This is a genomic window from Streptomyces sp. NPDC053755 (genome assembly GCF_040677675.1).
Lineage (GTDB): Bacteria > Actinomycetota > Actinomycetes > Streptomycetales > Streptomycetaceae > Streptomyces.
Window position 1 is genome coordinate 14,061 of sequence record NZ_JBFASK010000036.1, and the last position, 23,255, is coordinate 37,315.

Sequence of the window (23,255 nt, forward strand, 5' to 3'; positions counted from 1 at the left end):
CCTCGTCGTGCCGGGCCGAGGGTCAGACGGGGCTCGGCCCGCCCCCGAAGGGCCCGCCCGTCCGGTAGTACACGGCGATCTCCTCGCGGTACTGCTGGTCCGCGAGGTGCTTGTCGGCGTGGAACTCCGGTGCGTCCTTGATCTGCTCCTTGGTCAGGCCGAGGTGCACCGTGTGCCCCTCCAGGTCGATCCGGGTCACCGTGCTCGCCGGGAGCAGCACCTCCCTGCCGAAGATCCACACCCCGGTGTCGACCACCAGGTAGGCGTCCCCGACCTCGTCGGAGTGCTTGTCGACCTTCCCGATGTGGCCGTCGGTCGCCTCGACCCGCCATCCGGTCAGGTCGGTGCCCACCAGATGACCGAACGCCTCCCCGTAGCTCCACACGTTCTCCGCCATGCCGATCACTCCTCCGTCTCGGACGTCCTCCTGAGGCCGGTCACTCGCCACGGCCTCGGCCGGGTCGCGGTCGGTGCGGCCGCCGCGACCGAGGAGGACCGCCTGCCCCGCGGACCGGGACCCACACCCCCGGATCCCGACGCGGCGCGGGCGGGCGCGGCCGTGGAGGCGGAGCAGAGGCACCCGACCGCCCCGGCGGGGCCGCCTACCGGCCCGTCACCTCGGTGATCCAGCGCTCCAGCGCCGCCCTGTCGGTGGGAGAGGCGTACTCCTTGGCGTACTGCAGGACGATGTCGTAGAGGGCGCCCTCCAGGTGCTGCTGCTCCTCGAACCGGCGGATGACCGCACGGGAGAACTCCCCGACGGAGCTGTCGCCCCGCTCCTCGGCCTTCGCCGCGGCGTCGTGGAACGCGGCCGCGACGAGCAGATGCGCGGTCGCCTCGTCCTCGGGGGTCACCGGGGGGCTCCGGGGACACGGTGCGGAGACGTGCTCGGCACGCCCCCGCACGCGGGGGGACGGACGTCGTTCCCGACCGACTCGCTCATGCCAGGTGTTGCCTCTCCCCTGCCGGATGTGGCGGCTCTCGAGGAGAAGCCATATCCGGAACGCGACCGAGTCATGCCGTCGTCCCGGCATCGATCTCCCGGCGGGTGCCCGGCCGGGGAGCACAGGCGGCGGGGCCCGGAGCGGTCCGGGGCGCTCGTCCCGCCTCGCGCAGCAGCGCCGCCCCGACAGGGGTGAGCGTGTGCAGCACGTGGGCGGCGACGCGCTCGCTCGCGATGAGTCCCGCGTCGCGCAGGGCGCGGGTGTGGAAGCTGACGGTCGTCGGTGAGACGCCGGCCGCCCTGGCGGCCTCGGTCGAGGTCACGCCGTGCGCGGCCGCGCGCAGGACCGCCGTCCGTGTGCGCCCCAGGAGCGCGTCGAGCGCGCGGGTCCCGTCGCCGTGCGCCGGATCGGGCGGGGCCTTGTGGAGCAGGGGGTAGACCAGGACCGGGGGCAGGCCCGGGTCCGCGAGGGTCACCGGGCTGTGCCAGTTGAAGTAGGACGGGAGGAGGACGAGGCCGCGGCCGTTCAGGTGCAGGTCACCGCCGACCATGTGGTGCTCCACCTCCAGCACCGGGGGCCGCCAGTTCATGCGCGGCGCGAAGCCGGCCAGCAGCCCCTCGGCGCCGCCGTCGAGAAAGGCGCGTGCCCGAACGGCCCGGTCGGCGTCGATGCGGGCCTGTATCCGGTCCTCGTACGGCTTGATGGCCGTCTCGTGGTACGCGCGCAGCGCGTCCGTCAGCGTTCCGCGCCGCTCCGGTTCGGCGAGGCGCGGCAGCCAGGGATGGCGGCCGGCGTCGGGGACCAGCGCCACCTCGCGGAGCACCCGGTCCCGCGGCGTCGCCAGGATCGCCTCGAGGCCGGCCGCCAGGCCCTCCTGCGCTTCCGGGGGTGTCAGGAAGTCGGGGTAGTAGGCCGCGCGCGGGAACGCGGGGAGCAGCAGGGATCGCACCGTGGGCGCGAGGCCCGACTCGGTCAGCCGCTGCGCCGTCGACCGGTACCAGCCGGAGTAGGCCCACCTGCCGCGGCGTGTCTGGAACCGGTGCAGGCTCGACGCGATCTCCCACAGCGGGTCGGGGCGCTGGGCGACGCGCGTCCGGGCGAGGTCGACCTCGGTGAAGTGGATCCGGAGCAATGAATTCCCCCTCGCGGCCTGCGCACTTCGAGCCTGCTCGCAGAGTCTGGGGCCCGCCGGGAGCCGCTGGCAAGATGGCGGCGTTCCGCATCCGCGGATGATGACGCAAGGGGGCGATTGCATGCAGAGAGTCCGTGTCAAGGCGCTGGTGAGCGCGCTGACCCTGACGGCGGCGACGGGGGCCGTGTGGCTGGGTCTGGCGACACCCGCCCAGGCGGCCACCTGTTCCTGGTACTCCGGCCAGACCGGGACCTCCTCCAACTGCGACAACAAGGATCCCGACACCATGGCCGCGTCCTGCGGCGGGCAGACCATCCACTCCACGCGCCTCAAGCGCAGTTACGACGGTGCCGCCACCGGCCCGCTGCTCGAACTCCGCTACAGCTCGAGCTGCCGCACCGTCTGGGGGCGCCTGACCGGCGCCTGGGGTACCGACTACGACCAGGCCGGCTGCACCGTCACCGTCCACCGCAACTCCGACGGCCAGGAGTACTCGCGCAGCCCCGCGTTCGGGGCCGTGAACGCCACGGTGTGGTCGAACACCGTCTACGACGCGGGAGTGACCGCGTACGTCAGGGCGCACTGCGACACGGGCCCCGGCTACCAGTACAGCGGGCAGACCGCCGGCTACTGACCTCGCGAGCGGCGGCGGGTCGGCTCCTTGCCGTCACCTGTCCGCGTTGTTGCGCCGCCGGGCGACCAGGAGCCACAGGCCGGCGCCCGCCAGGACGGCTCCGCCCGTCAGGGCCACCGTGCCGAGGACGAGGTGGTCGTCCGCGACCGCCGCCAGTCGGCCGCTGCCCGCGTCGATCGTCTTCGGCTCCGCGACGCCGTGGCAGGTGCCGCCGCGGACCATGTCGAGGTGCATGGCGATGACCGGCCGCGCGACGCGGGCGGCGGCGACGACCTGGGCGTTGTCGCCCCGGGCGATCTCCTCGTCGATCAGGGCGAGCGCCCGGGTGTGTCCGGCGGCCTGGTCGGCCAGCCACGCGGTGTCGTAGGCCGGCGTGCCCGCCTTGGCCCGGACGGCCTCGAGCTTCCGGCGGTCCTCGGGGGCGGGAGAGTCGGGCAGGGGGACACCGAGTTCCTTCGCCAGCCCCACCAGTCCCGCGTCAAGCTGGGTGTGATCGCGTACGAGCGCGGCTCCGACGGCCTTGACGCAGGCGGTGGTGGCGTTCTTCCGGGCGTCCTCGCCCGCGGCGATCTCGGCGAGGTCCACCCGGTGCCCCGTCCGCACGAAGGAGGCGTCCTGGTCTCCGACGGGCGCGGCCGACGCCGGGGAGGCGCACAGGACACCCGTGGCGGCTATGAGGAGGGCGGTCGTCGCGAGCTGGTTCCGCATGGTCCGCATGGGTACGTCCTTTCGCCTCCGGGTCTGCCGGCGGCACGACGGGAGGGTGCCCTTTAGCACCCGCCCCTCATATGTGCCGCCCCGACACGCGGCCCTCGCGCCGGAGTCCCCTTTTCACCGCAAAGGGTGACCGCCGTCGGGGTGCGGGGGGTGTCCGGGCGGGAGAAGACGGCCCGGGGCGGGCGGACGGTCGCGGGGTGCGCGAGCGTGCGCGCGGGGCGTCGCGGCCCGGGCGGGACTTTCCGGACACGACCCGGGGTCCGGGACTCACGGGCGGGTGGCCGCGTCGCTCTCGGCGTACAGGGTGAAGACCTGGTCGAGTCCCACGATGCGCAGGATCCGCATGGTGTTGTCCGGTACGGCGGCCAGGGCCATGTCGGCCTGAGCGGCCTGCGCGTGGTTGCGGGCCGCGAGGAGGACGGTGATGCCGCTGGAATCGCAGAATTCCATCCCGGCGAGGTCCAGGACCAGGCGCTGCCCCGGCTGGAGCACGAGCGCGGTGACCTGCCGCCTCAGTTCGGCGGCGCTGGAGTAGTCCAGCTCGCCGGTGACCTCCAGGACGGGGCCGGTGGCGGCGGAGCGGGAGCTGATCTTCAGGGGTGTCATGAGGGGTTCTTCGTCACGGGGCCGGAGGCCGGATGGGTCGGGCGGGGTATGCCGAGGGCGAGGAGGGCGGTGTCGTCGTCGAGGCCGTCGCCGAAGCCGGCGAGCAGCTCGGTGAGCGCATCGATCAGGCGGTGCGCTGACCGGCCGGCCTGGCCGGTCGCGAACTCCCGCAGGGCCTCGTCCCCGTACAGATGGGTGCGGCCCGCGCCGGTACGGGCTTCGGTGAGGCCGTCGGTGTACAGCAGGATGCTGTCGCCGGGGCCGAGCGTGGTGACGGCGGTGACGAAGTTCGGCTCGGCGACGACTCCGACGAGCAGACCGCCGGGGGTGCGGAGGTAGTCGCAGGTCCCGTCGGCGCGCAGGATCAGCGCGGGCGGATGGCCGCCGGAGGCCAGGCGGACCGTGGCGTCGCCGGTCACCGGATCGGGTTCGAGGATGCCGAAGATCGCCGTGCAGTAGCGGGGGTCGCCTCCGCTGTAGCGCTCGTGGAGGACGGTGTTGAGCGTGGTCAGGGCGGCGACGGGGTCGGGCGTGTGGAGGGCCGCCGCCCGCAGCGTGTAGCGGGTCAGCGAGGTGACCGCGGCGGCCTCGGGCCCCTTGCCGCAGACGTCTCCGAGGAAGAACGCCCAGCGTTTTCCGTCGATGGCGAAGATGTCGTAGAAGTCGCCGCCGAGCCGGTCGGGGGAAGCGGTGTGGTAGTGCGCGGCGGCCTCTATGCCGGGCACCGTCGGCAAGGAGTCGGGGAGGAGCGACTTCTGCAGGACGGCGAGTGCGTCCTGCAGCCTGGCACGGTCGGCCTCGGCCTGTTTCACCGCCCGTTCGGACGCCTTGCGTGCCCGCAGGAGCTCCTCCTCGTAGGCACGGCGGTCGTGCCCGTCGAAGACGGTGGTGCGGATCAGGAGCGGCTCACCCGAAGCGCCGTGCTTGACCACGGAGGAGAGCAGGACGGGCATGCGCCCGCCGCCGGCCCGTTTGATCTCCAGGGCGATGCCGTTGAGTCTGCCCTGCATCCGCAGCAGGGGCGCGAAGTGCGTCTCGTGATAGAGCTTGCCGCCCACGGTCAGCAGGTCGGTGAACCTCGTCCGGCCCACCACGGCCTCGCGGTCGAGGCCGAGCCAGTCCAGCAGAGTGGCGTTGATCTTGACGATGGTCCCGTCCATCAGCGTGGAGAGGTAGCCGCACGGCGCGCTTTCGTACAACTCCTCCGCGCTGTCCTCGAGCAGGGCGGCGAAAGCCGCGTCACCCACCCGTTCGCCGCTGGTTTCGTACGGTCCGGGGCCGTGACCGATGGGGCACGTCATCACAGGCCGGACAGGAAGGTGCGGATGGCCTCGTTGGTGGCCTCGGGTGCGGACATGTGCGGGCAGTGACCGGTGGCGTCCAGTGTGACGAGCCGCGACCCGGCGATCGCGCGGTGGACGTAGGCTCCGACCTCGCGCGGGGCGATGACGTCCTGGGTGCAGTCCAGCACCAGCGTGGGCACGCCGACCGTCTTCAGGTCCTCGCGGGAGTCCGACAGGAAGGTCGCACGGGCGAAGGCCCTGGCCATGTCGGGGTCCGTGGCGCAGAAGCTGTTGGTCAGCTCTTCGCCCAGCTCGGGCCGGTCCGGGTTCCCCATGATGACCGGCGCCATGGCGGAGGACCATCCGAGATAGTTCGACTCCAGGGACACCAGCAGTTCGTCGATGTCCTCGGCGCTGAAACCGCCGCGGTAGTCGAGATCGTCGATGTACCGGGGGGACGGGGCGACCATGATCAGGGATCCGATGCGTTCGGGCGCCTCGGCGGCGGCCAGGACGCCGATCATGGCGCTGACCGAGTGCCCGACGAACGCCGCTCCGCGCAGGTCGAGCGCCTCGCAGACCTCGACGACGTCCTGGGCGTAACCGTCCAGACCGGCGTAACGCTCGGCCGAGAAGGCGGACAGATCGGAGCGTCCCGAACCGACGTAGTCGAAGAGCACGACGCGGTAGTCGTCGGCGAGGGCGGGCACGGTGAGCCGCCACATGTTCTGATCACACCCGAACCCGTGCGCCAGCACCACCACCGGCCCACGCGGGTTCCCCGTGACCGTGACGTTGTTCCTGCGCAAGATGTCCATGCCCGCCATCCTGCCAGCCACACCTCGACGGGGTGACCCGGGTGCCGTCGGGGGGACGGCCTCCGACCTCCATGACGTGCGCCCCGCCCTTGCCATCGACACCGGAGAACGGCGTATGCGCCCGAACGCGTTCCGCAGGTTACGTCTCGCCCTGGCCGTCGCCGGTCTCCTCGGAGCGGCCGTGCCCGCCGCCGCGGCCCCCGGCCGGTCCGGCCCGGCCGCGCCCACCGGCGGCCAGGAGACGGTCCGCGCGATGACCTACAACATCCATGCCGGCGCCGGACACGACGGGCGGCTCGACCTGGAGCGGACCGCCGGCACGATCGAGGCGGCCCGTCCCGACGTCGTCGCCCTGCAGGAGGTCGACGTCCACTGGGGCGAGCGCAGCGCGTGGCAGGACCAGGCCGCGACGCTGGCCGAGCGTCTGGACATGGGGTTGTTCTTCGGGCACATCTACGACCTCCCCGGCGTCACGCCCCAGTCCCCCAGACGGCGGTTCGGCGTGGCGCTCCTCAGCCGGCTTCCCGTCCTGGCCGCCGAGAACCACGAGCTGACCCGCCTGTCCACCCAGGAGCGGAACGCCGAGCCCGCGCGGGCGCCGGGTTTTCCGGAGATCACGGTCGATCTGCGGGGCACGCGCCTGCACGTGTACGGCACGCACCTCGACTACCGCGCCGACCCGTCGGTCCGCGGGACGCAGATCGCCGACACCCTGCGGATCCTCGGCCGGGACGGCGACGACCCCCAGCTGCTGCTCGGCGACTTCAACGCCGAGCCCGCCGCGCCGGAACTCGCCCCTCTGTGGGGCCGCATGACCGACGCCTGTGCCGTCGCCGGCCCCTGCGCGAAGACGTATCCCGCGCGAGACCCGGTCAAGCACCTCGACTACGTGACCGCCTCGGCCGGGATCCGCACCCTGCACGTGGACGTTCCCGAGTCGTCGGCGTCCGACCACCGGCCGGTCGTCGCCGACCTGGCGGTGCCGCGCACGGCGCCCCGCGGCCGGCCTCGCCCGCCGTCAGGGTGAGCCGCGCGCGTACCGAGGCCGGGCCCGGGCCGTCGTCGGGTCCGGGCGGACCGGCGGCTGCGGGCCTTCCCCGGGTCCGGCCCCACCGCGGGTTCCACGCCCTCGTCGGGCGCTGCCCCGCGCCGGGCCGCCCGGCGGCGGGTCACCCGGACGGCCCCGACCGCCCACGCCGTCTCGGTCGGCCGCCCTCGTGGCAGGCCCCCGGGCCGGCGGGGGGCGGACCCGACGGCGGTACGCCGACGTCCGCGCGGGGATGCGGGAACGGGAGGGCGGGGGCTGTATAGGGTCACGTCCGTACGCGCGGGGACGAAGGCCCGGAGCGACGTCGCAGGAGACAAGGAGCGTTGCCGTGACTGGTCAGCCCATCCCCGTCGTCATCGACTGCGACACGGGTGTCGACGACGCCCTGGCCCTGCTGTTCGCCGTACGCCACCCGGGACTCGACGTACGCGCGGTGACCTGCGTGGCCGGGAACACCGACCTGGACGGGGTGGTCCGCAACACGCTCACCGTGCTGGAGCAGGCGGGCGCGGGCGACATCCCGGTCGCGAGGGGCGCCGACCGTCCCCTGATCGAGCCGGTGCGGACGGCCCGGCACGTGCACGGGCAGGACGGGATGGGCGACCTCGGTCTGCCCGCGCCGACCCGCAGGCCGGTCGACGTGGACGCGGTCACGCTGCTGCGCCGCGAGATCCTCGCGTCACCGAGGCCGGTGACCGTCGTCCCCACGGCGCCGCTGACGAACATCGCGCTGCTGTTGCGCACCCACCCGGAGGTGGTGCGCAACATCGAGCGGATCGTCTTCATGGGCGGCGCGGTGGCGACGGGGAACGCCACCCCGGTCGCGGAGTTCAACGTCTGGCACGACCCGGAGGCGGCCGCGATCCTGCTCACGGCCGGTGTGCCGATCACGATGTACGGGCTGGACGTCTTCAAGAGGGTGCTCGTGCCCGCCGCCGACGTCCAGCGGCTGCGTGCCAGCGGCGAGCCGCGCCTGCGGCTGGCCGGCGAACTCCTCGCCCACCGCGACCCGGCGACCTCCGGCGACCCCACCCCGACCGGCGGTCTCGGTGACGCGGGCGCGGTCTGCGCGGTCGTCGACCCGGAGGGGATCACCACGGAGGCGCTGCCGGTGGAGGTCAGCCTCGCCCCGGGCCCCACCCGGGGACAGACGATCGTGGACCGGCGCCCCCGCCCGGGCGAGTCCGAGATCCACGGGGGCGTCCGCCCACAGCCGCTGGTGGACGTGGCATTGGGTGTGGACGTGGAACGGTACGTGAGCCTCTGGCTCACCACCGTCGAGAAGCCGTGACGGCCGCTTCGACGTCCTGCCCGGCCCGGGGTGGTGACGGCCGCTCCTCCGCCCGCCCCCGTTGTCAGTGGTGACGAGGAGAATCCCCGTCATGACGGACATCACTTCCGCGATCACGCGGTACTGGGACGACGCCGCCTCGGCTTTCGACGCCGAGCCCGACCACGGACTGCTGCACGAACCGACCCGCCGGGCGTGGGCTCGGCTCCTGGAGCGGATGGCGCCCTCCGAGCCGGCCGATGTCCTCGACGTCGGGTGCGGTACGGGCTCGCTGTCCCTGCTCCTGGCCGCGGCGGGACATCGTGTGACCGGTGTGGACGTGGCGCCGCGGATGATCGAGCGGGCGCGGGCCAAGCTGTCGGCGGCGGGGCTGGAGGGCCGGTTCCTCCTCGGGGACGCGGCGGCGCCGCCGGTCGGCGACGAGTGCTTCGACGCGGTGATCGCCCGGCACCTGGTGTGGACCCTGCCCGATCCCGTGGGGGCTCTCCGCGCCTGGGTGGCGAGGCTTCGCCCGGGCGGTCGGCTGCTGCTGGTCGAGGGACGCTGGCGCGAGGCCGGGGAGAGCGGCCCGGCGTATGTGGCCGGAGCCGATGCGCTGCCGTGGCACGGCGGGATCGGCGCCGCCGACCTCGCTGAGGCCGTCCGGCCGCTGGTCTCCGGCGTGCACGTCGAACCGCTCGGTGATCGGGCCGAGTTGTGGGCCGGGCCGGTGTACGGCGAGCGCTACGCCCTCGTCGCACACGTGTAGGCGCGGGCCCGCCTTCCGCGGAAGCGGCTGCGGCGTCCCTGACGTCGCAGCCGCTTCCGCGTACGTGCACCTTGCGGGCCGGCGACGAGATGACCGGGCATCCCACCCACGGCCGACGCGGTCCACCGCGCCGACACCCTCGACGGCGCGCCCCAGGGGTCCCGCCAAGGCCGCGCCCGGTCGGGAGACGCCATGACCCACGCGCGCCGGCCGAGCGCGACCTACAGGCCCGAGCCGAGGCCGCCCTGGGTGCGGCCCACCGGTTCGTCACGGCCCTGGGCCCACAGAGACCGGACGTGGCCGAGGTGGCGGAGCATGCATGCCTCGGCCGCCTCGGCGTCGCCGCCGAGCATCAGGTCGAGGAGTTCGAGGTGCTCCTCCGCCGAGGAGACCAGCTTCCCGGCTTCGTCCAGACCGGTCAGGCCGTAGAGGCGGGAGCGCTTGCGCAGGTCCCCGACCGTCTCGACCAGCCGGTCGTTGCCCGCCAGGGCCAGCAGGGAGAGGTGGAAGCGGCGGTCCGCCTCCAGATAGCCGATGAGGTCGTGCCCGCGGGCGCTGGTGACGATCTCCTCCGCGATCGGGCGCAGCGCCTCCAACTGCTCGACGGTGGCCATCTTCGTCACCCGGCCGATCGTCGGAACCTCGATCATCGTGCGCAGTTCGGTGTACTGGTCGAGGTCCCGCTCGCTGACCTCGGTGATCCTGAAGCCCTTGTTGCGGACCGGCTCGACGAGTCCCTCCCGCGCCAGGTCGAGCATCGCCTCGCGCACCGGCGTGGCCGAGACGCCCAGTTCGCCGGCGAGGCCGGGCGCGGAGTAGACGCGCCCGGGGCGCAACTCCCCCGCTATCAGGGCCGCTCGAAGGGCATGCCCGACCTGGTCGCGCAGCCGTTCCTGGGCCTTGATGAGACTGTGCTGCTTCAGGTCACCCATTGCCGTTCCTCCGAGCGTCGCAGGGGACCAGCGTACGATGTCACGTTGCGCCGACTCGGGGTGGTGCGCGACATCGCCGCCGCGCCACCGCGGCCGGCCGTACGGAACCCGGTCGCGCCGAGAGCGCGCGGCCGGTGCGGGCGGCGGGCGTCGCGGGTCTCACAGGAGGAAGCCCGCGGGGAAGGGGTCGGACGGGTCGAGGAAGTACTGGGCGGTGCCGGTGATCCAGGCTCGTCCCGTGACCGTCGGTACGACGGCGGGAATGCCTCCCACGGTGGTCTTTCCGGTGAGCCGGCCGGTGAACCGCGTGCCGATGAAGGACTCGTTGACGAAGTCGGCGCCGAGCGGCAGCAGACCGCGCGCGTGCAGCTGGGCCATGCGGGCGCTGGTGCCCGTGCCGCAGGGAGAGCGGTCGAACCAGCCGGGGTGGATCGCCATGGCATGCCGCGAGCGCCGGGCGTCGGAGCCGGGGGCCGCGAGATAGACGTGCTTGACCCCGGCGATCGAGGGGTTCTCGGGGTGGACGGGCCGGTCGGCGGAGGCGTTGACCGCGTCCATGACCGCGAGACCCGCGGCGAGCAGGTCGTCCTTGCGGGACCGGTCGAAGGGCAGGCCGAGGGAGTCGAGTTCGACGAAGGCGTAGAAGTTGCCGCCGTAGGCGAGGTCGTAGGTGACCGTGCCGTGGCCGGGGACTTCGGCCTCGAGGTCGAGTCCGGCGCAGAAGGAGGGGACGTTGGTGAGGGTGACGGCGGTGGCGGCCCCGTCCTCGACACGGACGTCGACGCTGACGAGCCCGGCCGGGGTGTCGAGGCGGACCGTGGTGACCGGCTCCACGACGGGGACCATGCCGGTCTCGACCAGGACGGTGGCCACGCCGATGGTGCCGTGCCCGCACATGGGCAGCAGCCCGGAGACCTCGATGTAGAGCACGCCGAAGTCGGCGTCGGGTCGCGTGGGCGGTTGGAGGAGGGCGCCGCTCATGGCGGAGTGCCCGCGCGGCTCGTACATGAGCAGGGTCCGGACGTCGTCCAGGTGCTCGATGAAGTGAAGCCTCTTGTCGGCCATGGTGGCGCCGGGGATCACCCCGACTCCCCCGGTGATCACCCGGGTCGGCATGCCCTCGGTGTGCGAATCCACGGCGTGGTAGACGTGACGCGTACGCATGGAGGTCTCCTCCGGGATCGCTTAGCGGTGCCCCTCGGCGAGGGCCTTCTCGGTCGCGGCGCGGACGGCGGCCCCGGTCTCGCCGGTGAGCGGAGAGCGGGGAGGGCGGGTGGGGCCGCCGGTGCGGCCTGCCAGGTCCATGGATGCCTTGATGGCCTGGACGAACTCGGTCCTGGAGTCCCAGCGGAGCAGCGGGTGCAGGGACTTGTACAGCGGGAGCGCGGTGCCGAGGTCCCCGGAGACCGCCGCGTGGTAGAGGGCGGCGCAGGAACGCGGCAGCGCGTTGGGGTAGCCGGCCACCCAGCCGACGGCGCCGGCGAGGGCGAGTTCGAGCAGGACGTCGTCGGCGCCGACGAGGAGGTCGAGGCCGGGTGCGAGTTCGGCGATCTCGTAGGCGCGGCGGACGTCTCCGCTGAACTCCTTGACGGCGACGACGGATCCCTCGCCGTGGAGCCGGGCGAGGAGGGCCGGGGTCAGGTCCACCTTGGTGTCGACGGGGTTGTTGTAGGCGACGACGGGGAGCCCGGCGCGGGCGACCTCGGCGTAGTGGGCGCGTACGGCGGTCTCGTCGGCACGGTAGGCGTTGGGGGGCAGCAGGAGGACGGAGCCGGCGCCCGCCTCGGCGGCCTGGTCGGCCCAGCGGCGCGCTTCGGCGCTGCCGTAGGCGGCGACGCCGGGCATGACACGGGCTCCGTCACCCCCCGCCGCCTCCACGGCGGTGCGGACGACGCGGGACCGCTCCTCGTCGGTGAGGGTCTGGTACTCACCGAGTGAGCCGTTGGGGACCACGCCGTCACAGCCGTTGGCGATCAGCCAGGCGACGTGCTCGGCGTAGGCGTCGAAGTCGACGGAGAGGTCCTCACGCATCGGGAGGGCCGTGGCGACCATGATTCCGCGCCAGGGGCGGGTACGCGATGCGCGGGCGGGCGGGGCGGGCTCGGATCCGGGGGGCGGGGTGGGCGCGGGGGAAGGCGCGTGGGTCATCGCAACTCCTCAAGTGATGTGTGACATTTTACAAGGTGGTGTGCTCCAGCCCGCAAGAGCACCGGCCGTCGAATCAGCTCTCCGTGGCGGGCAGTTCGGCGAGATGACGCAGCGGGACCGGACAGGAGAAGGGGCGTCGGTCGGCGACGGGCGGCTCGCCGACGAGGGCGGCGACGGCGGGTCCGCACATACGGCCCTGGCACCAGCCCATACCGGCGCGGGTGAGCAGTTTGACCGTACGGACGTCCCGGGCGCCCAGACCGGCGACCGCCTCGCGGATCCGGCCGGCCGGCACCTCCTCACAGCGGCACACCTCGGTGTCGTCGCGCAGCCCGCCCCTCCAGCCGGGGCCGGGGCGGTGGACCGCGGTCATGGCGGCCGCGAAGGCACGCAGCCGGAGGCGGCGGCGCAGCAGGGCGGTGGGGACGACCGCGCCGGCGATCGCGCGGGCCGCGATCTCGCCCTCGGTGAGGGCCAGTCGGGCTCCGCCGATGCCGCCTGTCTCACCGGCGGACCAGATGCCCGGGACGGACGTGCGCTGCCGGGAGTCCAGGGCGAGTGCAACGGTGCCGTCGCCTGCGGAGCGGGTGGCACAGCCCAGGCCGGTGGCCAGCTCCAGTTGGGGCACGAGCCCGTGGCCGACGGCCACGGCGTCGCACGGAATCCTCCGGGCGGTGCCGGCCAGCGGGCGCCACTCGTGGTCGATCCGGGCCACCGTGACCGCCTCGACGCGGTCGGTGCCGTGGACTTCGGTGACGGCGTGCCGGGCGAGGAGGCGGATCCGGTGGCGGAGCAGGGCGCCGCCGTACGCGGCGCCCTCGGCGAGCTTGCCGGCATTGCGGAGGAGCGCGGACGCGTGCCGGGCGTAGCCGGTGTAGGCACCTGCTTCGACGACGGCGGGTACGCGGGCCCCTGCGGCGGCGAGCGACCCGGCGACGGCAGGCAGCAGTGGCCCGCTGCCGGCGACCACGACCCGCCTGCCCGGAAGCACCAGACCGCTCTTGAGCATGGCCTGGGCTCCGCCGGCCCCCACGACCCCGGGCAACGTCCAGCCCGGAAAAGGCAGTTGCCGCTCGTAGGCTCCGGTGGCCAGCAGCACGGTCCTCGCCCGCACCCTCACGGCCCTGTCGTCTTCGCCCGCCACGGCGTGCAGCACCCAGCCCTCGCCCGTCACGGAGTCCGCCCGTACCACCGTCCACACGTGGTGGGCGGGGAGGTACGTGATGCGGCCCGTCGACTCGTGTCCGCGGAAGGCGGCCTCGCGGGCGGCGAAGGCCGCCCAGTCGTGGTGCAGGGCCTCCGGCCGGGCCGCGCCGAGCCCGGGGGCGGGGCTGCGGTAGTACTGGCCGCCGGGGCGGTCGCCTGCGTCCAGGACGACGACGCGCAGACCGAGGGCCGCGGCGGTGACGGCGGCGGCGAGCCCGGCCGGCCCGGCACCGACGACGGCGAGGTCGGGGACCGGGGCGTGGGACGGCGCCTGGGCAGGCGCTGCGCCCGACGGCCCCTCGGCGTCGGGCGTCGCCTCAGACGGCCAGGTCGGCATGGCCGGTCCCCTTCTGTGTGGTGACGTCGTCCCCGGGGCGGGCGGGTAGGAGGCAGGCCCGTTGGTTGGGACGGCCGTTGACGGTGACGAGGCAGTCGTGACAGACGCCGATCCCGCAGAACACCCCCCGCGGGGCGTCTCCCTCGCGGGTGGTGCGCCAGGCGAGGACGCCGGCGTTCCAGAGCACGGCGGCGACGCTCTGGCCCGCCTGCGCGGTCAGTTCACGGCCGTCGAACCGGAGGACGTACGTCGCCTCCGGCGCTCCGCCCACCAGGCCGCGCGGCGACCGCCGGCGCGCCGACCACCAGGGCCGCCGGCGCGCCTGGCGCGGTGCGGCCTCCCGAGCGGGATCGGCGGACGCGTCGGCGGCGGGGTCGTTCATCGGCCGGGGCTCCTTCGGGTGCGGGCACGAACACGGTTCGGTCGTGCCGGAGGGGACACGGGCGGCGGTCATCGGTTCGGTCGTGCGGGAGGAAGCCCGGGCGGGCGTCATCGGTTCGGTCGTGCGGAAGCAGGCGGCGTCGAGCCCCCGCAGCGGTCTCTCCCGCGGGCCGTTGCCGCTCACCGGGGTGTTCCCTCGAACCGGTCGGGGCGGAACGGCGTGGGGTCCACCGGCGGCCGGGTGCCCGTCAGGGCGGCCGTGATCAGGCGGCCCGTGGCCGGGGCGAGGCCGATGCCGGCGCCCTCGTGGCCGCAGGCGTGCAGGAGGCCGGGGACGCGGGGGTCGGGTCCGATCGCCGGGAGGTGGTCCGGGAGGTACGGGCGGAAGCCGAGGTAGGTGCGCAGCACGCGCACGTCCGCCAGGACCGGGAACAGCGCCGCGGCCTGGGCGGCCAGCCGGCGCAGGGCCTCCACCGACAGGGACCGGTCGAAGCCCACGCGCTCGCGGGTCGCCCCGATGAGCACCGGCCCCGACGGCGTGCCCTCGACCACCGCCGAGGACTGCAGGGCGGCGGAGCCGCTGGCGACGTCGGAGATGTAGTCGGCGGCGTACACCTTGTGCCGCACGACGCGGGGCAGTGGCTCCGTCACCAGGACGAAGCCGCGGCGCGGGAGTACGGGCAGGTTCACGCCCGCCAGTTCCGCGACGCGTCCGCCCCAGGTGCCCGCGGCGTTCACCACGTGGGGGGCCAGGATCTCCGTTCCCGCTCGGGTGCGGACACCGCGAACGGCCCCCTTCCTCCTCACGATGTCGGTCACCTCCTCGCCCAGGTGCAGCGTGGCGCCGGAGGCGGCGAGAAGGCGGGCCGCCGCGCGGGCGGGCTGGACCTGGGCGTCCTGCGGATAGTGGAAGGCGCCCGCCAGGCCCGGGGCCAGATGCGGTTCCAGGTCGTGCAGCGCGCCGGCCGGCACCTCCACCGCGTCGACGCCCGCGCCCCGCTGGCCGTCCGCGAAGACGCGCAGCGCCTTGAGGGCGGCGTCGTCGGGGGCGACGACGATCCCGCCCTTGGGCTCGTACTCGAACTCCCCCGGGAGCGCCGCGGCGAGGTCCCGCCACAGACCGGCGGAGAACAGGGCGAGGTCGAGCTCGGGGCCCGCCTCCTTGTCGGAGACCAGCAGATTGCCCTCCCCGGCGCCGGTGGTGCCGCCCCCGACGGCGCCCCGGTCGACCACGGCGACGGAGAGGCCCGCGCGGGCGGCGTCGTACGCGCATGCGGCACCGACGACGCCGGCACCGATAACGATCACGTCCACGGCAGTAAGGTGTCACATTCTTCAGAGGGCGGCCAGGGTGCCGGGGGCCGCTGCGGTCCGGTCCCGCCAGGAGGACGGGACGGGACCGCGGCGCCCCCGCATGGGGTCGGCTTCGGCTTCGGCTTCGGCTTCGGCTTCGGCTTCGGCTTCGGCTTCGGCTTCGGAGGACGATCGGCCGTCCGGACGACCGATGAACGCCGGACGGGCGGACGGACTAGCTGCGCAGCGGTCCCTCGCAGCTGTACGGGGACGTTCCCGCCACCCGGTTGCTCCATATCTCCACCGGGCCGAAGGAGCAGTTCATGTCGGCCAGGTTGTTGGAGACCGCGCCCGCCCGGTCCAGAAGGAAGTAGTCCACCGTCTCGGACATGTCCTTGAAGTTCTGGTCGGCGCTGCGCCAGTCCTTCAGGTTGGCGGTGATCCGGCCGGTGCAGGTGAACCGGCGCTTGCCGGGATCGCCGTTCTCGACGCAGTCCGGCGTGTTGTGGGTGGCGCTCGCGAACGAGGTCTTCACGTTCGCGAGCGCGGCGTCGCGGAGCCGGTCGTTCGTGGTGTAGACGGTGTCCGGCACGAAGAGGTCGTCGACCCTGGCGATCTGCGCGTCGAGGAAGCGGTCGTAGCCTCGCTGCGTGTAGGTGTCCGCGCCGAGCCGGTGGCGCCACGCGTCGTAGCCGGCGACGTCGTTGCCGCGCAGGTGGGTGTACATCTCGCGGAGCACCGAGGGCCTCTCGGTCCACAGGTACTCGAAGAAGGTCCCGGCGTAGCTGTAGAAGCGGAAGCCGTCGCCTTCGTAGGTGGCGTTCAGTATCTGCTCGACGGTCATCCTCGGGCCGCCGCCCGCGGTGTCGGCGATGATGCTCTTGACCAGGGACTTGCGCACGGCGATGCCGTTGTCGCGGGTGGCTCCGTCGAAGAACTCGGCGGTGCCCTCGTCCATGGCGGTCGTCCTGTCCCCTTCGTACCAGGGGCCCTCACCGAAGAATCCGGGCACGGCGAACCGGCCGTTGAGGTAGTGCGTGTACTCGTGCCGGAAGAGCTCCTCGAGCGTGAGCGAGGAGTCCTGCGGGACACGGCGCTGGTACGTGTAGAAGGTGGCGCCCTTCTCGATGTAGATCCCGCCGTTGTTCGTGTCGTAGCCGGTCAGGATGGGGTGGTAGTTCTCGTAGTCGGCCCGCGAGGCGTACAGCACGATGGTGAGCGTGGTGTTGGGGTCCCCGGCGAGCGGCTGTTCGGTGCCCAGGACCCGGTGGTACTGCGCCTTGACCTGCTTGGCGGCGTAGTACAACTGGTCGACGGTGGCCCGGTCCAGGCCGGTGCGGACCTTGATGGCGCCGTTGTCGTAGGTGTAGGTGTACGGGAAGATCCGCTTCTCGATGTCCTCCTTGCAGACTCCGTACGGCTCGCACGCCTCGTAGAAGCCGAGCCAGGAGACGAGCTTGGCCCACGGCTGGCTGCCGTCACCGAACGTCGAGCGGGCGACGGGCAGAAGGGCGCCGAGGTCGGGGACGATCCGGTCCCGGAGGGCGGCGATCTGGCCGAAGCGGCCGTACTCTCCGAGGGCGTCGCGCGCGACCCAGGCGTTGGCGGTGCCCTTGAGGTGGGCGTGGCCGGCGAAGGCCTTGAAGGCGGCGCGGTAGGAGTCGTCCGCGGTCACGGCCGCGTGGAACGCGGTGTCGGCGTTCCCCGGGTAGACGCCGAGGTAGTTGACGGACAGCGCGGCGAGCGCGGCGCCCGCCCAGGCCGGGTCCAGGTGGGTGGCCGGGTGGGACGGGTCCATGGTGGCCAGGACCTTCTTGATCAGTCCGGTCTGGTGTGCGCGCAGGCCCGGGGCGCTGCCCGCGTAGAGCGCCTCGCGCAGGGTGCGGGCGTTGGCCGCGGTGACGTCGAAGGTGCGGGCGGCGGCGCCGAAGTCGGCGATGGCGCGCCGCATGGCGTCCACGGTCGGGGCGTCCGTGATGTCGATCTCGGAGCGGGTGTGGTCGTGGTAGGCCACGGCGTGCAGGTACGTGAACATCTCCTCCAGGTGGGAGGAGTTCCGGCCGTCGTGAGTGGCGGCCAGGGCGGATATGCGGCGGGACACGGCCTGGACGTGCGCGTCGGACATGACGGGCGTCAGGCGGGCGTCCCAGGTCCAGATCAGGCCGCGCAGACAGTCGTCGGCGAGGACGGCCGGGTCGCCGAGGAAGTCCGCGAACTGTTCCGGCGCGAGGCGCGTGATCCCGTCGAGGGTGCAGGGGACGCCCGCGGCCGTCCGTGCCGTGCGGGCGGCGAGCTTCTCCGCACGCGGGGACGGCGGTGCGGCGGTGGAGGCTCCGGGGACGCGGCCGTCGGCGGTGCGGGCTCCGGGGGCGGACGAGGAGGCCGGCGCCTTCCTCCGCTCCGAGGCGAGGCGGTCGACCTCGTCGAAGGGGTCGGCGCCGGGCGCGCCGGAGGCGAACGCGCCCGCCGAGGGGGGCGGGACGGCTCCGGGGGCGCTCGCCGGCGCGGACGTCGGGGCCGCGGCGGAGCCGGGTGCGGCGGTCGAGGTCCACGCCTGGCCGGCCGTGGTGAGGAGGGTGACCGCCACGGCGGCCGACAGGAGGGACGTGCGCGCGGCTCTGTGCTGGGACACCAAGTGCTCCTGGGGGGTGGGAGGTGGGGGAAGTGGTGCGCTGGACGCGGCGACGGACGCGTCAACCGCCGCGTGCCGCACGGAGGTTGACGGAGAGGAACATGCCGCGATGTGAGCTGTAACATAGTAATGTGAAATTGCACTGACAAGCCCTGTGCGCCCACCAGTTCGCTTCTTCACGAGGAGCCCCGTGACCGACTCCCCCGCGCGCCTGCACATCGGCAGCCACGACCTGCAGGTGTCTCCCGATCTGTCCCGCTTCATGGGTGACGGCTGGTCGCCCTCGCCGCTGCCCGCGTCCGCCCGGGTGCCGGCACACGACTCCACCCCCGGCCGGCGTGCCCGGCTCTCGGCGCGCTTCCCCGGGGAACGGCTGATCGTCCCGGCCGGGGAGCTGACGGTGCGCTCCAACGACTGCGACCACCGCTTCCGTCCGCACAGCGCGTACGCGTGGCTGACCGGCCTGACGGGCGAGGACCAGGCGGGACACGTCCTGGTGCTGGAACCGGTCGGTCCGCAACGCCACGAGGCGGTGCTGTACCTGCGCCCCCGGTCGCCCCGCGCGGAAGGCGAGGACGCGTTCTTCCGGGACCGCAGGTACGGGGAGTTCTGGGTCGGCCGCCGCCCCGACCTCGCGGAGGCGGAACGGCTCACGGGCCTGCGCTGCGCCCACCTGGACACCCTGGGCTCCCCGCCCGGCCGCAGGGCCTCGGAGGACGCCGAACTGGACTGCGCCCTCTCCGAGTTGCGCCTGGTGAAGGATGCCTGGGAGGTCGGGCAGCTGCAGCTCGCCGTCGACCACACCACGGCGGGTTTCGAGGACGTCGTACGGGCGCTGCCGCGCGCGCTGGCGCACACCCGCGGTGAGCGGTGGATCGAGGGGGTGTTCGGCCTGCGGGCCCGGGCGGAGGGCAACGGCACCGGCTACGACACCATCGCGGCGTCGGGCGCCCACGCGTGCGTCCTGCACTGGATACGCAACGACGGCCGGCTCGACCGGAACGACCTCCTGCTCCTCGACGCCGGGGTGGAGACCGACACCCTCTACACGGCCGACGTCACCCGTACCCTCCCCCTGTCCGGGCGCTTCTCACCGGTCCAGCGCGAGGTGTACGAACTGGTGCTGGCCGCCCAGGAGGCGGGTATCGCGGCCCTGCGGCCGGGGGCCGGCTTCCGGGACTTCCACCGGGCCGCGATGCGGGTGATCGCGGAAGGGCTGGCCGCGTGGGGCGTCCTGAAGAGCGCCGAAGGCGACCTGCACCGCAGGTACACCCTGTGCGGCAGCGGCCACATGCTGGGGCTCGACGTCCACGACTGCGCGAAGGCGCGGGCCGAGACCTACACCGACGGCGTCCTGGAGGAAGGCCACGTCCTGACCGTCGAGCCGGGCCTCTACCTCCAGCCGGACGACGAGACCCTGCCGGCGCAACTGCGCGGCATCGGCGTCCGCATCGAGGACGACCTCGTCGTCACGGCGACGGGCGCCCGCCTGATGTCGGGCGCCCTGCCGCGCACGGTGGCGGGCATCGAGGAGTGGATGGGGAACCTGCTGGAGGGCTGATCCACGGCCGAGGGCTGATCCACGGCCGACCCCTTTACGCGCCGACGGATCGGGACGGCGGGCCGCTCACCCGTGAGCGGCCCACCCCGGCACCGTCGGCAGTACCTTCTCCGCGACACGGACCAGTACCGCGTCGCTCGGCACCGCGCCGTCCGAACGCCACAGCGACAACTCGAAGCTGTCGCCGCCGTCCTGCGGACTCCGGGCCACGGAGAGGACTCCGACGGGCACTCCCGGGCCGCTGTCCGCGTCGCTTCCGTCGAGGCGGAAGCTGATCCTGAGCGTGTGGTCCCAGTAGAGCACCGCCGGTCGGCCCAGGACCGTCCGCTCCTGGGCGCCGGCTCCCAGCAGGGCCGCGGATCCGGCCACGGGCAGACGGTCGTAGGTGGCCGACAGCGACACGGTGTAGGTCGCGAACTCGACCTGGGCGGAGGGGAGGGCGATCTCCTCGCCGGCGAGGCGGACGGAGCCGTCACCGCCACTGGCGCTCGTCGCCGTCTCCGTCGGCGTGCCCAGGAGGGCGGCGAGGTCGGAGCGGTGCAGCGCCGCGCACAGCTCCGCCCCCGAGACGCGCCGGGGCTGCCGGGCCCGGGTCTTCGCCGACGCCCGGCCGGCGTCCCCCGACGCCTGGCCCGCCCCTCCCGACTCCCCGTCCGCACACGTCACGGGCCGCACGGCGGCGTCGTTCGCGGACGCGTTCTCCCACACGTGCCCCACACCCACGGCGAGGGCCAGCACGGCCACCATTCCCAGGGCCATGACGGCCTGCCCCCACGCGCCCGCGCCTCTCGGAAGCGCGTCGATGTCCTCGGCCATGTCCCCCACCCGCCGTGATTCCCGCCGTGGTTCCCCGCCACGTGCCCGCGGACCTTAACCCGTGATCATCCGGCGCACCAAGGCCTTTCCGGCACGGCGCCGCTCCGGCCCTCCGCGACCTTCCTCCCACGTGCCCGGGATGCGGGCGGATCCCCGGCCCTCAGGGTGGCGACGGGGGGGCGGAGCCGCGCCTTCCGCGCCACTACGACACCACTGACCTGGGGGTTCTCCGTGCCCGCTCCTCGCCTCAGCCGGACCCCGCTACCCGGTTTCGGGGTCCGCTACGACCTCACCACCCGCGAGCACCGGCGCCTTTCGGTGATCGCCCACCGCGACGGCGCACGGACGCTCGACGCGCACCGCAGGACGATCCGGACGAGTGCGCGCTGTCCGTGAAGACCGACCGGTCGTGAGGCGGAGGCCCCGGTCGACGCGCTGATGCCCGCGCACCACAGCCCCAACCTGCCGTCCACCACCGGCCTCGGGCTGGTGACGGAACGGACGCGCCCACCCCGGTGGCCCGGGGCGAGTTCTCCATCGTGATCGCGGGCCTGGCCGTGACGGCGGGCATTCGAGCCCGCGCTCGGCCCCCTGGCCACCGCGTACGCTCTCGTCCTGGTCATCCTCGGCCCGCTCACGCCCCGCTACACCGGACCGGTCGCCACCTACCTCACCGGGCGCCGCCGCGGGAGCACCCCCGGCCCTACGCCGACGCCGGACCGGGCCCAGACCCTCTCGGAGGCGCTGGAGCCGGTGGACGACGCGGGACCCGTCGGCAGGACATGAGCGAGCGACGGACCGGAAGCGCGGGGTGAGGCACGCGGATCCGGTCCGTCGTCGTCCCGCTCGGTCAGAGGAGGACGGAAGAGAAGCTGTCCAGCTGGATCCAGGTGACCTTGTTGGTCGTCTGCGGCCCGAAGACCGTCACGACGCCCAGGGTGTTGGCCTCGACGCGGACGGCGTTGACGCCCTGGTAGTTGTTGCGGGGGCAGATCCCGCGGGTCAGCTTCGGCGGGCGGATCGTGGCGGGCAGGGTGCCCAGCTGGGCGTCGCCGGTGAAGGAGCAGGTGACCGTGCCGCGCAGTTGCAGGTACTCGGTGCCCGCGAGCCGGATGACCCGTGCCTGCGCGGGCGCCTCGGCCACGACGCCCGGGGCGAGCGTGAGGTCCGTCCAGTCGACCAGGAGCTGACACCCTTCCGGTACGTCCGCCGCGGCGGCGGGTGAGGCGGACAGCAGCGGGGTGCCGACGGCGACGGCCGGGGCGGCCAGCACCGCTCCGAGCAGGGAACGGCGGCTGGTGGTGGGGCGGTTCATGCGCGATCCTCCGGATCGGGTAGGACGGGGCGGCGAGGGGGCGGGGCGGCGACGGCCCGGGGCCGTGGGCGACCGGGACGGCGTGCCGTCATCGCCAGGCGACCGAGACGCCGTCGAGGTCGATCCACGTGATGGCGTTGTCGGCGGTGGCGCCGTACGCCCAGAGCGCGCCGTGGACGTCCGCCTCGACGCGGCAGACGCAGCGCCCGTGGAAGTTGTTCCGCGGCACGTTCTGGCGGGCCGGCCGGGTGGGGCGCAGCCGGTGCGGCAGCGTGGCGACCTTGCCGTCCGCCGTCAGGCCGGGAAAGCAGGTCAGGGTGCCGCGCAGCTGGAGGTGGGTGGTGCCGGCCATGGCGATCAGGCGGCCGCGCGGGCGCTGGGCGCCCGGGGCGGTCCCGGCTTCGAGGACGAGGTCCTCCCAGTCCGACAGCACCTTGATCCCGTCCACGGCCGGCCTGGTCGGGTACCAGCCGATCGTGACGTCGCGGGCGAACTCGCTGCCCGGCGTGGTGTTGCTGAACCCGAACAGCAGGCGTGTCTCCCCCGTCGCCGGGTCGACCTCGACGGCGAGCCCCTCGGGTTCCCGCCGCGTGAGGCCGTCGGCGCCCGTGACCACCTGCCGGTCGAGCCGCTGTCCCGTCGTCCACGAGTACGAGGTGAGGAACGTGATCCCCGGGAACTCGCTGGGAAGGGCCGGGTCCTTGTCCTTGTCGTACGGCGCCCACTGGTACACGTACAGGACGTCACCGAGGCTCGCGAACCCCTGGAAGGTGAGCTTCGGCTCCAGCGGGTAGGGCGACGGCACCGCGGGGGTGGTGTCCTCTCCGGCGGGCACCGTGAACGTCGGGCCCACCGGTGCCCAGTCGCCGGCGGCGGCGCCGGTCAGGTCGTAGCGCGTGAAGCGGCGCTCGCCGCCCTGGTGGTACATCACCGTCAGGAGGCCGTTCACCGGGTCGGTCGAAGGCCCGGTGCCGGCGGTGCTGCCGGGCGCGGTGAACTTCCGCTCCTGCGGGATCGCGGCTCCGTCGAGCACCGCCCCGTCCTCGAACCGGAACCGCGTGACGGCCTTGCCGAAGGCCGTGCCCCCGCTCGTGACATGGAGCGGGCCGACCTCGGTCCAGACGTGGCTGTCGGCGCCGACCGGTTCCACGCCCATGGCGAGACCGTGCCCGAAGCCCTTCAGCTGCATCGAGCCCGTACGCACTCCGGTCTGCCGGTCGATGCGGTTGAGGTACATGTTGCCCGCCGACGCCGTGGCCGAGCTCTCCACCTGGAGCACGAAGACGTGCCCGTTGACGGTGTCCGTCGCGATGGCCTGCGGAGCCGGGTTCTTCACCAGGTCCACGGTCTGGAGCAGCCTGCCCGTCACGCCGGACAGGTCGATGCCGTTGGTGTCCGTGTACGCCATGTTCC

Annotated in this window: 22 protein-coding genes and 2 pseudogenes; 7 read left to right on the top strand and 17 right to left on the bottom strand. The window is 73.6% G+C overall.

What is annotated here, in order from left to right:
• Positions 1-22: 22 nt before the first annotated feature.
• From AB0K65_RS27045 to AB0K65_RS27055, 3 genes are all read right to left on the bottom strand, one after another.
• Positions 23-397 carry a PRC-barrel domain containing protein gene (locus tag AB0K65_RS27045; protein ID WP_365720913.1) on the bottom strand — a complete coding sequence of 125 codons (375 nt, stop codon included), beginning with the start codon at positions 395-397 and terminating at the stop codon, positions 23-25.
• Between the two features lie 205 nt (positions 398-602).
• On the bottom strand, positions 603-854 hold the full coding sequence (locus AB0K65_RS27050) for a hypothetical protein (protein ID WP_365720915.1): 252 nt from the start codon (positions 852-854) through the stop codon (positions 603-605).
• A 160-nt stretch (positions 855-1,014) separates the two neighbouring features.
• Positions 1,015-2,076 carry a winged helix-turn-helix domain-containing protein gene (locus tag AB0K65_RS27055; protein WP_365720917.1) on the bottom strand — a complete coding sequence of 354 codons (1,062 nt, stop codon included), beginning with the start codon at positions 2,074-2,076 and terminating at the stop codon, positions 1,015-1,017.
• Positions 2,077-2,197: 121 nt separating this feature from the next.
• Here AB0K65_RS27055 and AB0K65_RS27060 point away from each other — a divergent pair, with 121 nt between their 5' ends.
• Complete coding sequence (locus AB0K65_RS27060) at positions 2,198-2,710, top strand: DUF2690 domain-containing protein (RefSeq protein ID WP_365720919.1); 513 nt, start codon at positions 2,198-2,200, stop codon at positions 2,708-2,710.
• 33 nt (positions 2,711-2,743) lie between these two features.
• On the opposite strand, the gene AB0K65_RS27065 is transcribed toward AB0K65_RS27060, so the two are convergent.
• The 4 genes from AB0K65_RS27065 to AB0K65_RS27080 all read right to left on the bottom strand — a co-directional run bounded on the left by AB0K65_RS27065 (position 2,744) and on the right by AB0K65_RS27080 (position 6,134).
• Complete coding sequence (locus AB0K65_RS27065) at positions 2,744-3,427, bottom strand: DUF4142 domain-containing protein (RefSeq protein ID WP_365720921.1); 684 nt, start codon at positions 3,425-3,427, stop codon at positions 2,744-2,746.
• 267 nt (positions 3,428-3,694) lie between these two features.
• Positions 3,695-4,033: an STAS domain-containing protein gene (locus AB0K65_RS27070; protein WP_365720923.1), complete on the bottom strand. Its 339-nt coding sequence runs from the start codon at positions 4,031-4,033 to the stop codon at positions 3,695-3,697.
• Positions 4,030-5,334 (bottom strand): SpoIIE family protein phosphatase, encoded by a 1,305-nt coding sequence (locus AB0K65_RS27075; RefSeq protein WP_365720925.1) that lies wholly within the window; start codon positions 5,332-5,334, stop codon positions 4,030-4,032. The genes AB0K65_RS27070 and AB0K65_RS27075 overlap by 4 nt, the downstream gene beginning before the upstream one ends.
• Positions 5,334-6,134: an alpha/beta hydrolase gene (locus AB0K65_RS27080; RefSeq protein WP_365720927.1), complete on the bottom strand. Its 801-nt coding sequence runs from the start codon at positions 6,132-6,134 to the stop codon at positions 5,334-5,336. Before AB0K65_RS27080 ends, AB0K65_RS27075 begins: the two co-directional genes overlap by 1 nt.
• 115 nt (positions 6,135-6,249) lie before the next feature.
• Here AB0K65_RS27080 and AB0K65_RS27085 point away from each other — a divergent pair, with 115 nt between their 5' ends.
• The 3 genes from AB0K65_RS27085 (at position 6,250) to AB0K65_RS27095 (ending at position 9,221) form a co-directional block, all read left to right on the top strand.
• The gene (locus AB0K65_RS27085; protein WP_365720929.1) at positions 6,250-7,161 is read left to right on the top strand and encodes an endonuclease/exonuclease/phosphatase family protein; all 912 of its coding nucleotides are present in this window, start codon (positions 6,250-6,252) and stop codon (positions 7,159-7,161) included.
• A 349-nt stretch (positions 7,162-7,510) separates the two neighbouring features.
• Complete coding sequence (locus tag AB0K65_RS27090; protein WP_365720931.1) at positions 7,511-8,473, top strand: nucleoside hydrolase; 963 nt, start codon at positions 7,511-7,513, stop codon at positions 8,471-8,473.
• Between the two features lie 91 nt (positions 8,474-8,564).
• On the top strand, positions 8,565-9,221 hold the full coding sequence (locus tag AB0K65_RS27095; protein ID WP_365720933.1) for a class I SAM-dependent methyltransferase: 657 nt from the start codon (positions 8,565-8,567) through the stop codon (positions 9,219-9,221).
• Positions 9,222-9,442: 221 nt separating this feature from the next.
• Here AB0K65_RS27095 and AB0K65_RS27100 read toward each other — a convergent pair whose 3' ends face one another.
• The 7 genes from AB0K65_RS27100 to AB0K65_RS27130 all read right to left on the bottom strand — a co-directional run bounded on the left by AB0K65_RS27100 (position 9,443) and on the right by AB0K65_RS27130 (position 18,150).
• Positions 9,443-10,153 (bottom strand): GntR family transcriptional regulator, encoded by a 711-nt coding sequence (locus AB0K65_RS27100; protein WP_365720935.1) that lies wholly within the window; start codon positions 10,151-10,153, stop codon positions 9,443-9,445.
• Between the two features lie 159 nt (positions 10,154-10,312).
• Positions 10,313-11,317, bottom strand: coding sequence for a proline racemase family protein (locus AB0K65_RS27105; RefSeq protein ID WP_365720937.1), 1,005 nt, complete (start codon positions 11,315-11,317; stop codon positions 10,313-10,315).
• A gap of 21 nt (positions 11,318-11,338) precedes the next feature.
• A complete protein-coding gene (locus AB0K65_RS27110) occupies positions 11,339-12,205 on the bottom strand; it encodes a dihydrodipicolinate synthase family protein (RefSeq protein WP_365721000.1) in 867 nt (288 codons plus the stop codon).
• Between the two features lie 169 nt (positions 12,206-12,374).
• Entirely contained in the window at positions 12,375-13,844 is a 1,470-nt protein-coding gene (locus AB0K65_RS27115) for an NAD(P)/FAD-dependent oxidoreductase (RefSeq protein ID WP_365720939.1), read from the bottom strand.
• Positions 13,825-14,118, bottom strand: a complete 294-nt coding sequence (locus AB0K65_RS27120) for a (2Fe-2S)-binding protein (protein ID WP_365721002.1) — start codon at positions 14,116-14,118, stop codon at positions 13,825-13,827. The genes AB0K65_RS27115 and AB0K65_RS27120 overlap by 20 nt, the downstream gene beginning before the upstream one ends.
• Before the next feature lie 287 nt (positions 14,119-14,405).
• A complete protein-coding gene (locus AB0K65_RS27125; RefSeq protein ID WP_365720941.1) occupies positions 14,406-15,539 on the bottom strand; it encodes an FAD-binding oxidoreductase in 1,134 nt (377 codons plus the stop codon).
• Between the two features lie 214 nt (positions 15,540-15,753).
• Positions 15,754-18,150, bottom strand: coding sequence for a collagenase (locus AB0K65_RS27130; RefSeq protein WP_365720943.1), 2,397 nt, complete (start codon positions 18,148-18,150; stop codon positions 15,754-15,756).
• A gap of 190 nt (positions 18,151-18,340) precedes the next feature.
• On the opposite strand from AB0K65_RS27130, the gene AB0K65_RS27135 reads away from it, so the two are divergent.
• Complete coding sequence (locus AB0K65_RS27135) at positions 18,341-19,711, top strand: aminopeptidase P family protein (RefSeq protein ID WP_365720945.1); 1,371 nt, start codon at positions 18,341-18,343, stop codon at positions 19,709-19,711.
• Between the two features lie 66 nt (positions 19,712-19,777).
• On the opposite strand, the gene AB0K65_RS27140 is transcribed toward AB0K65_RS27135, so the two are convergent.
• Positions 19,778-20,527: a DUF6215 domain-containing protein gene (locus AB0K65_RS27140; protein WP_365720947.1), complete on the bottom strand. Its 750-nt coding sequence runs from the start codon at positions 20,525-20,527 to the stop codon at positions 19,778-19,780.
• A 231-nt stretch (positions 20,528-20,758) separates the two neighbouring features.
• Here AB0K65_RS27140 and AB0K65_RS27145 point away from each other — a divergent pair.
• Together AB0K65_RS27145 and AB0K65_RS27150 are read left to right on the top strand one after the other, a co-directional pair.
• A pseudogene (locus tag AB0K65_RS27145) lies at positions 20,759-21,028 on the top strand (potassium transporter TrkA); the annotation flags it as partial.
• A gap of 14 nt (positions 21,029-21,042) precedes the next feature.
• A pseudogene (locus tag AB0K65_RS27150) lies at positions 21,043-21,313 on the top strand (cation:proton antiporter); the annotation flags it as partial.
• 64 nt (positions 21,314-21,377) lie between these two features.
• Here the strand turns inward: AB0K65_RS27150 and AB0K65_RS27155 are convergent.
• Together AB0K65_RS27155 and AB0K65_RS27160 are read right to left on the bottom strand one after the other, a co-directional pair.
• Positions 21,378-21,842, bottom strand: a complete 465-nt coding sequence (locus AB0K65_RS27155) for a hypothetical protein (protein WP_365720949.1) — start codon at positions 21,840-21,842, stop codon at positions 21,378-21,380.
• A gap of 88 nt (positions 21,843-21,930) precedes the next feature.
• Positions 21,931-23,250 (bottom strand): hypothetical protein, encoded by a 1,320-nt coding sequence (locus tag AB0K65_RS27160; RefSeq protein ID WP_365720951.1) that lies wholly within the window; start codon positions 23,248-23,250, stop codon positions 21,931-21,933.
• Positions 23,251-23,255: the final 5 nt, after the last annotated feature.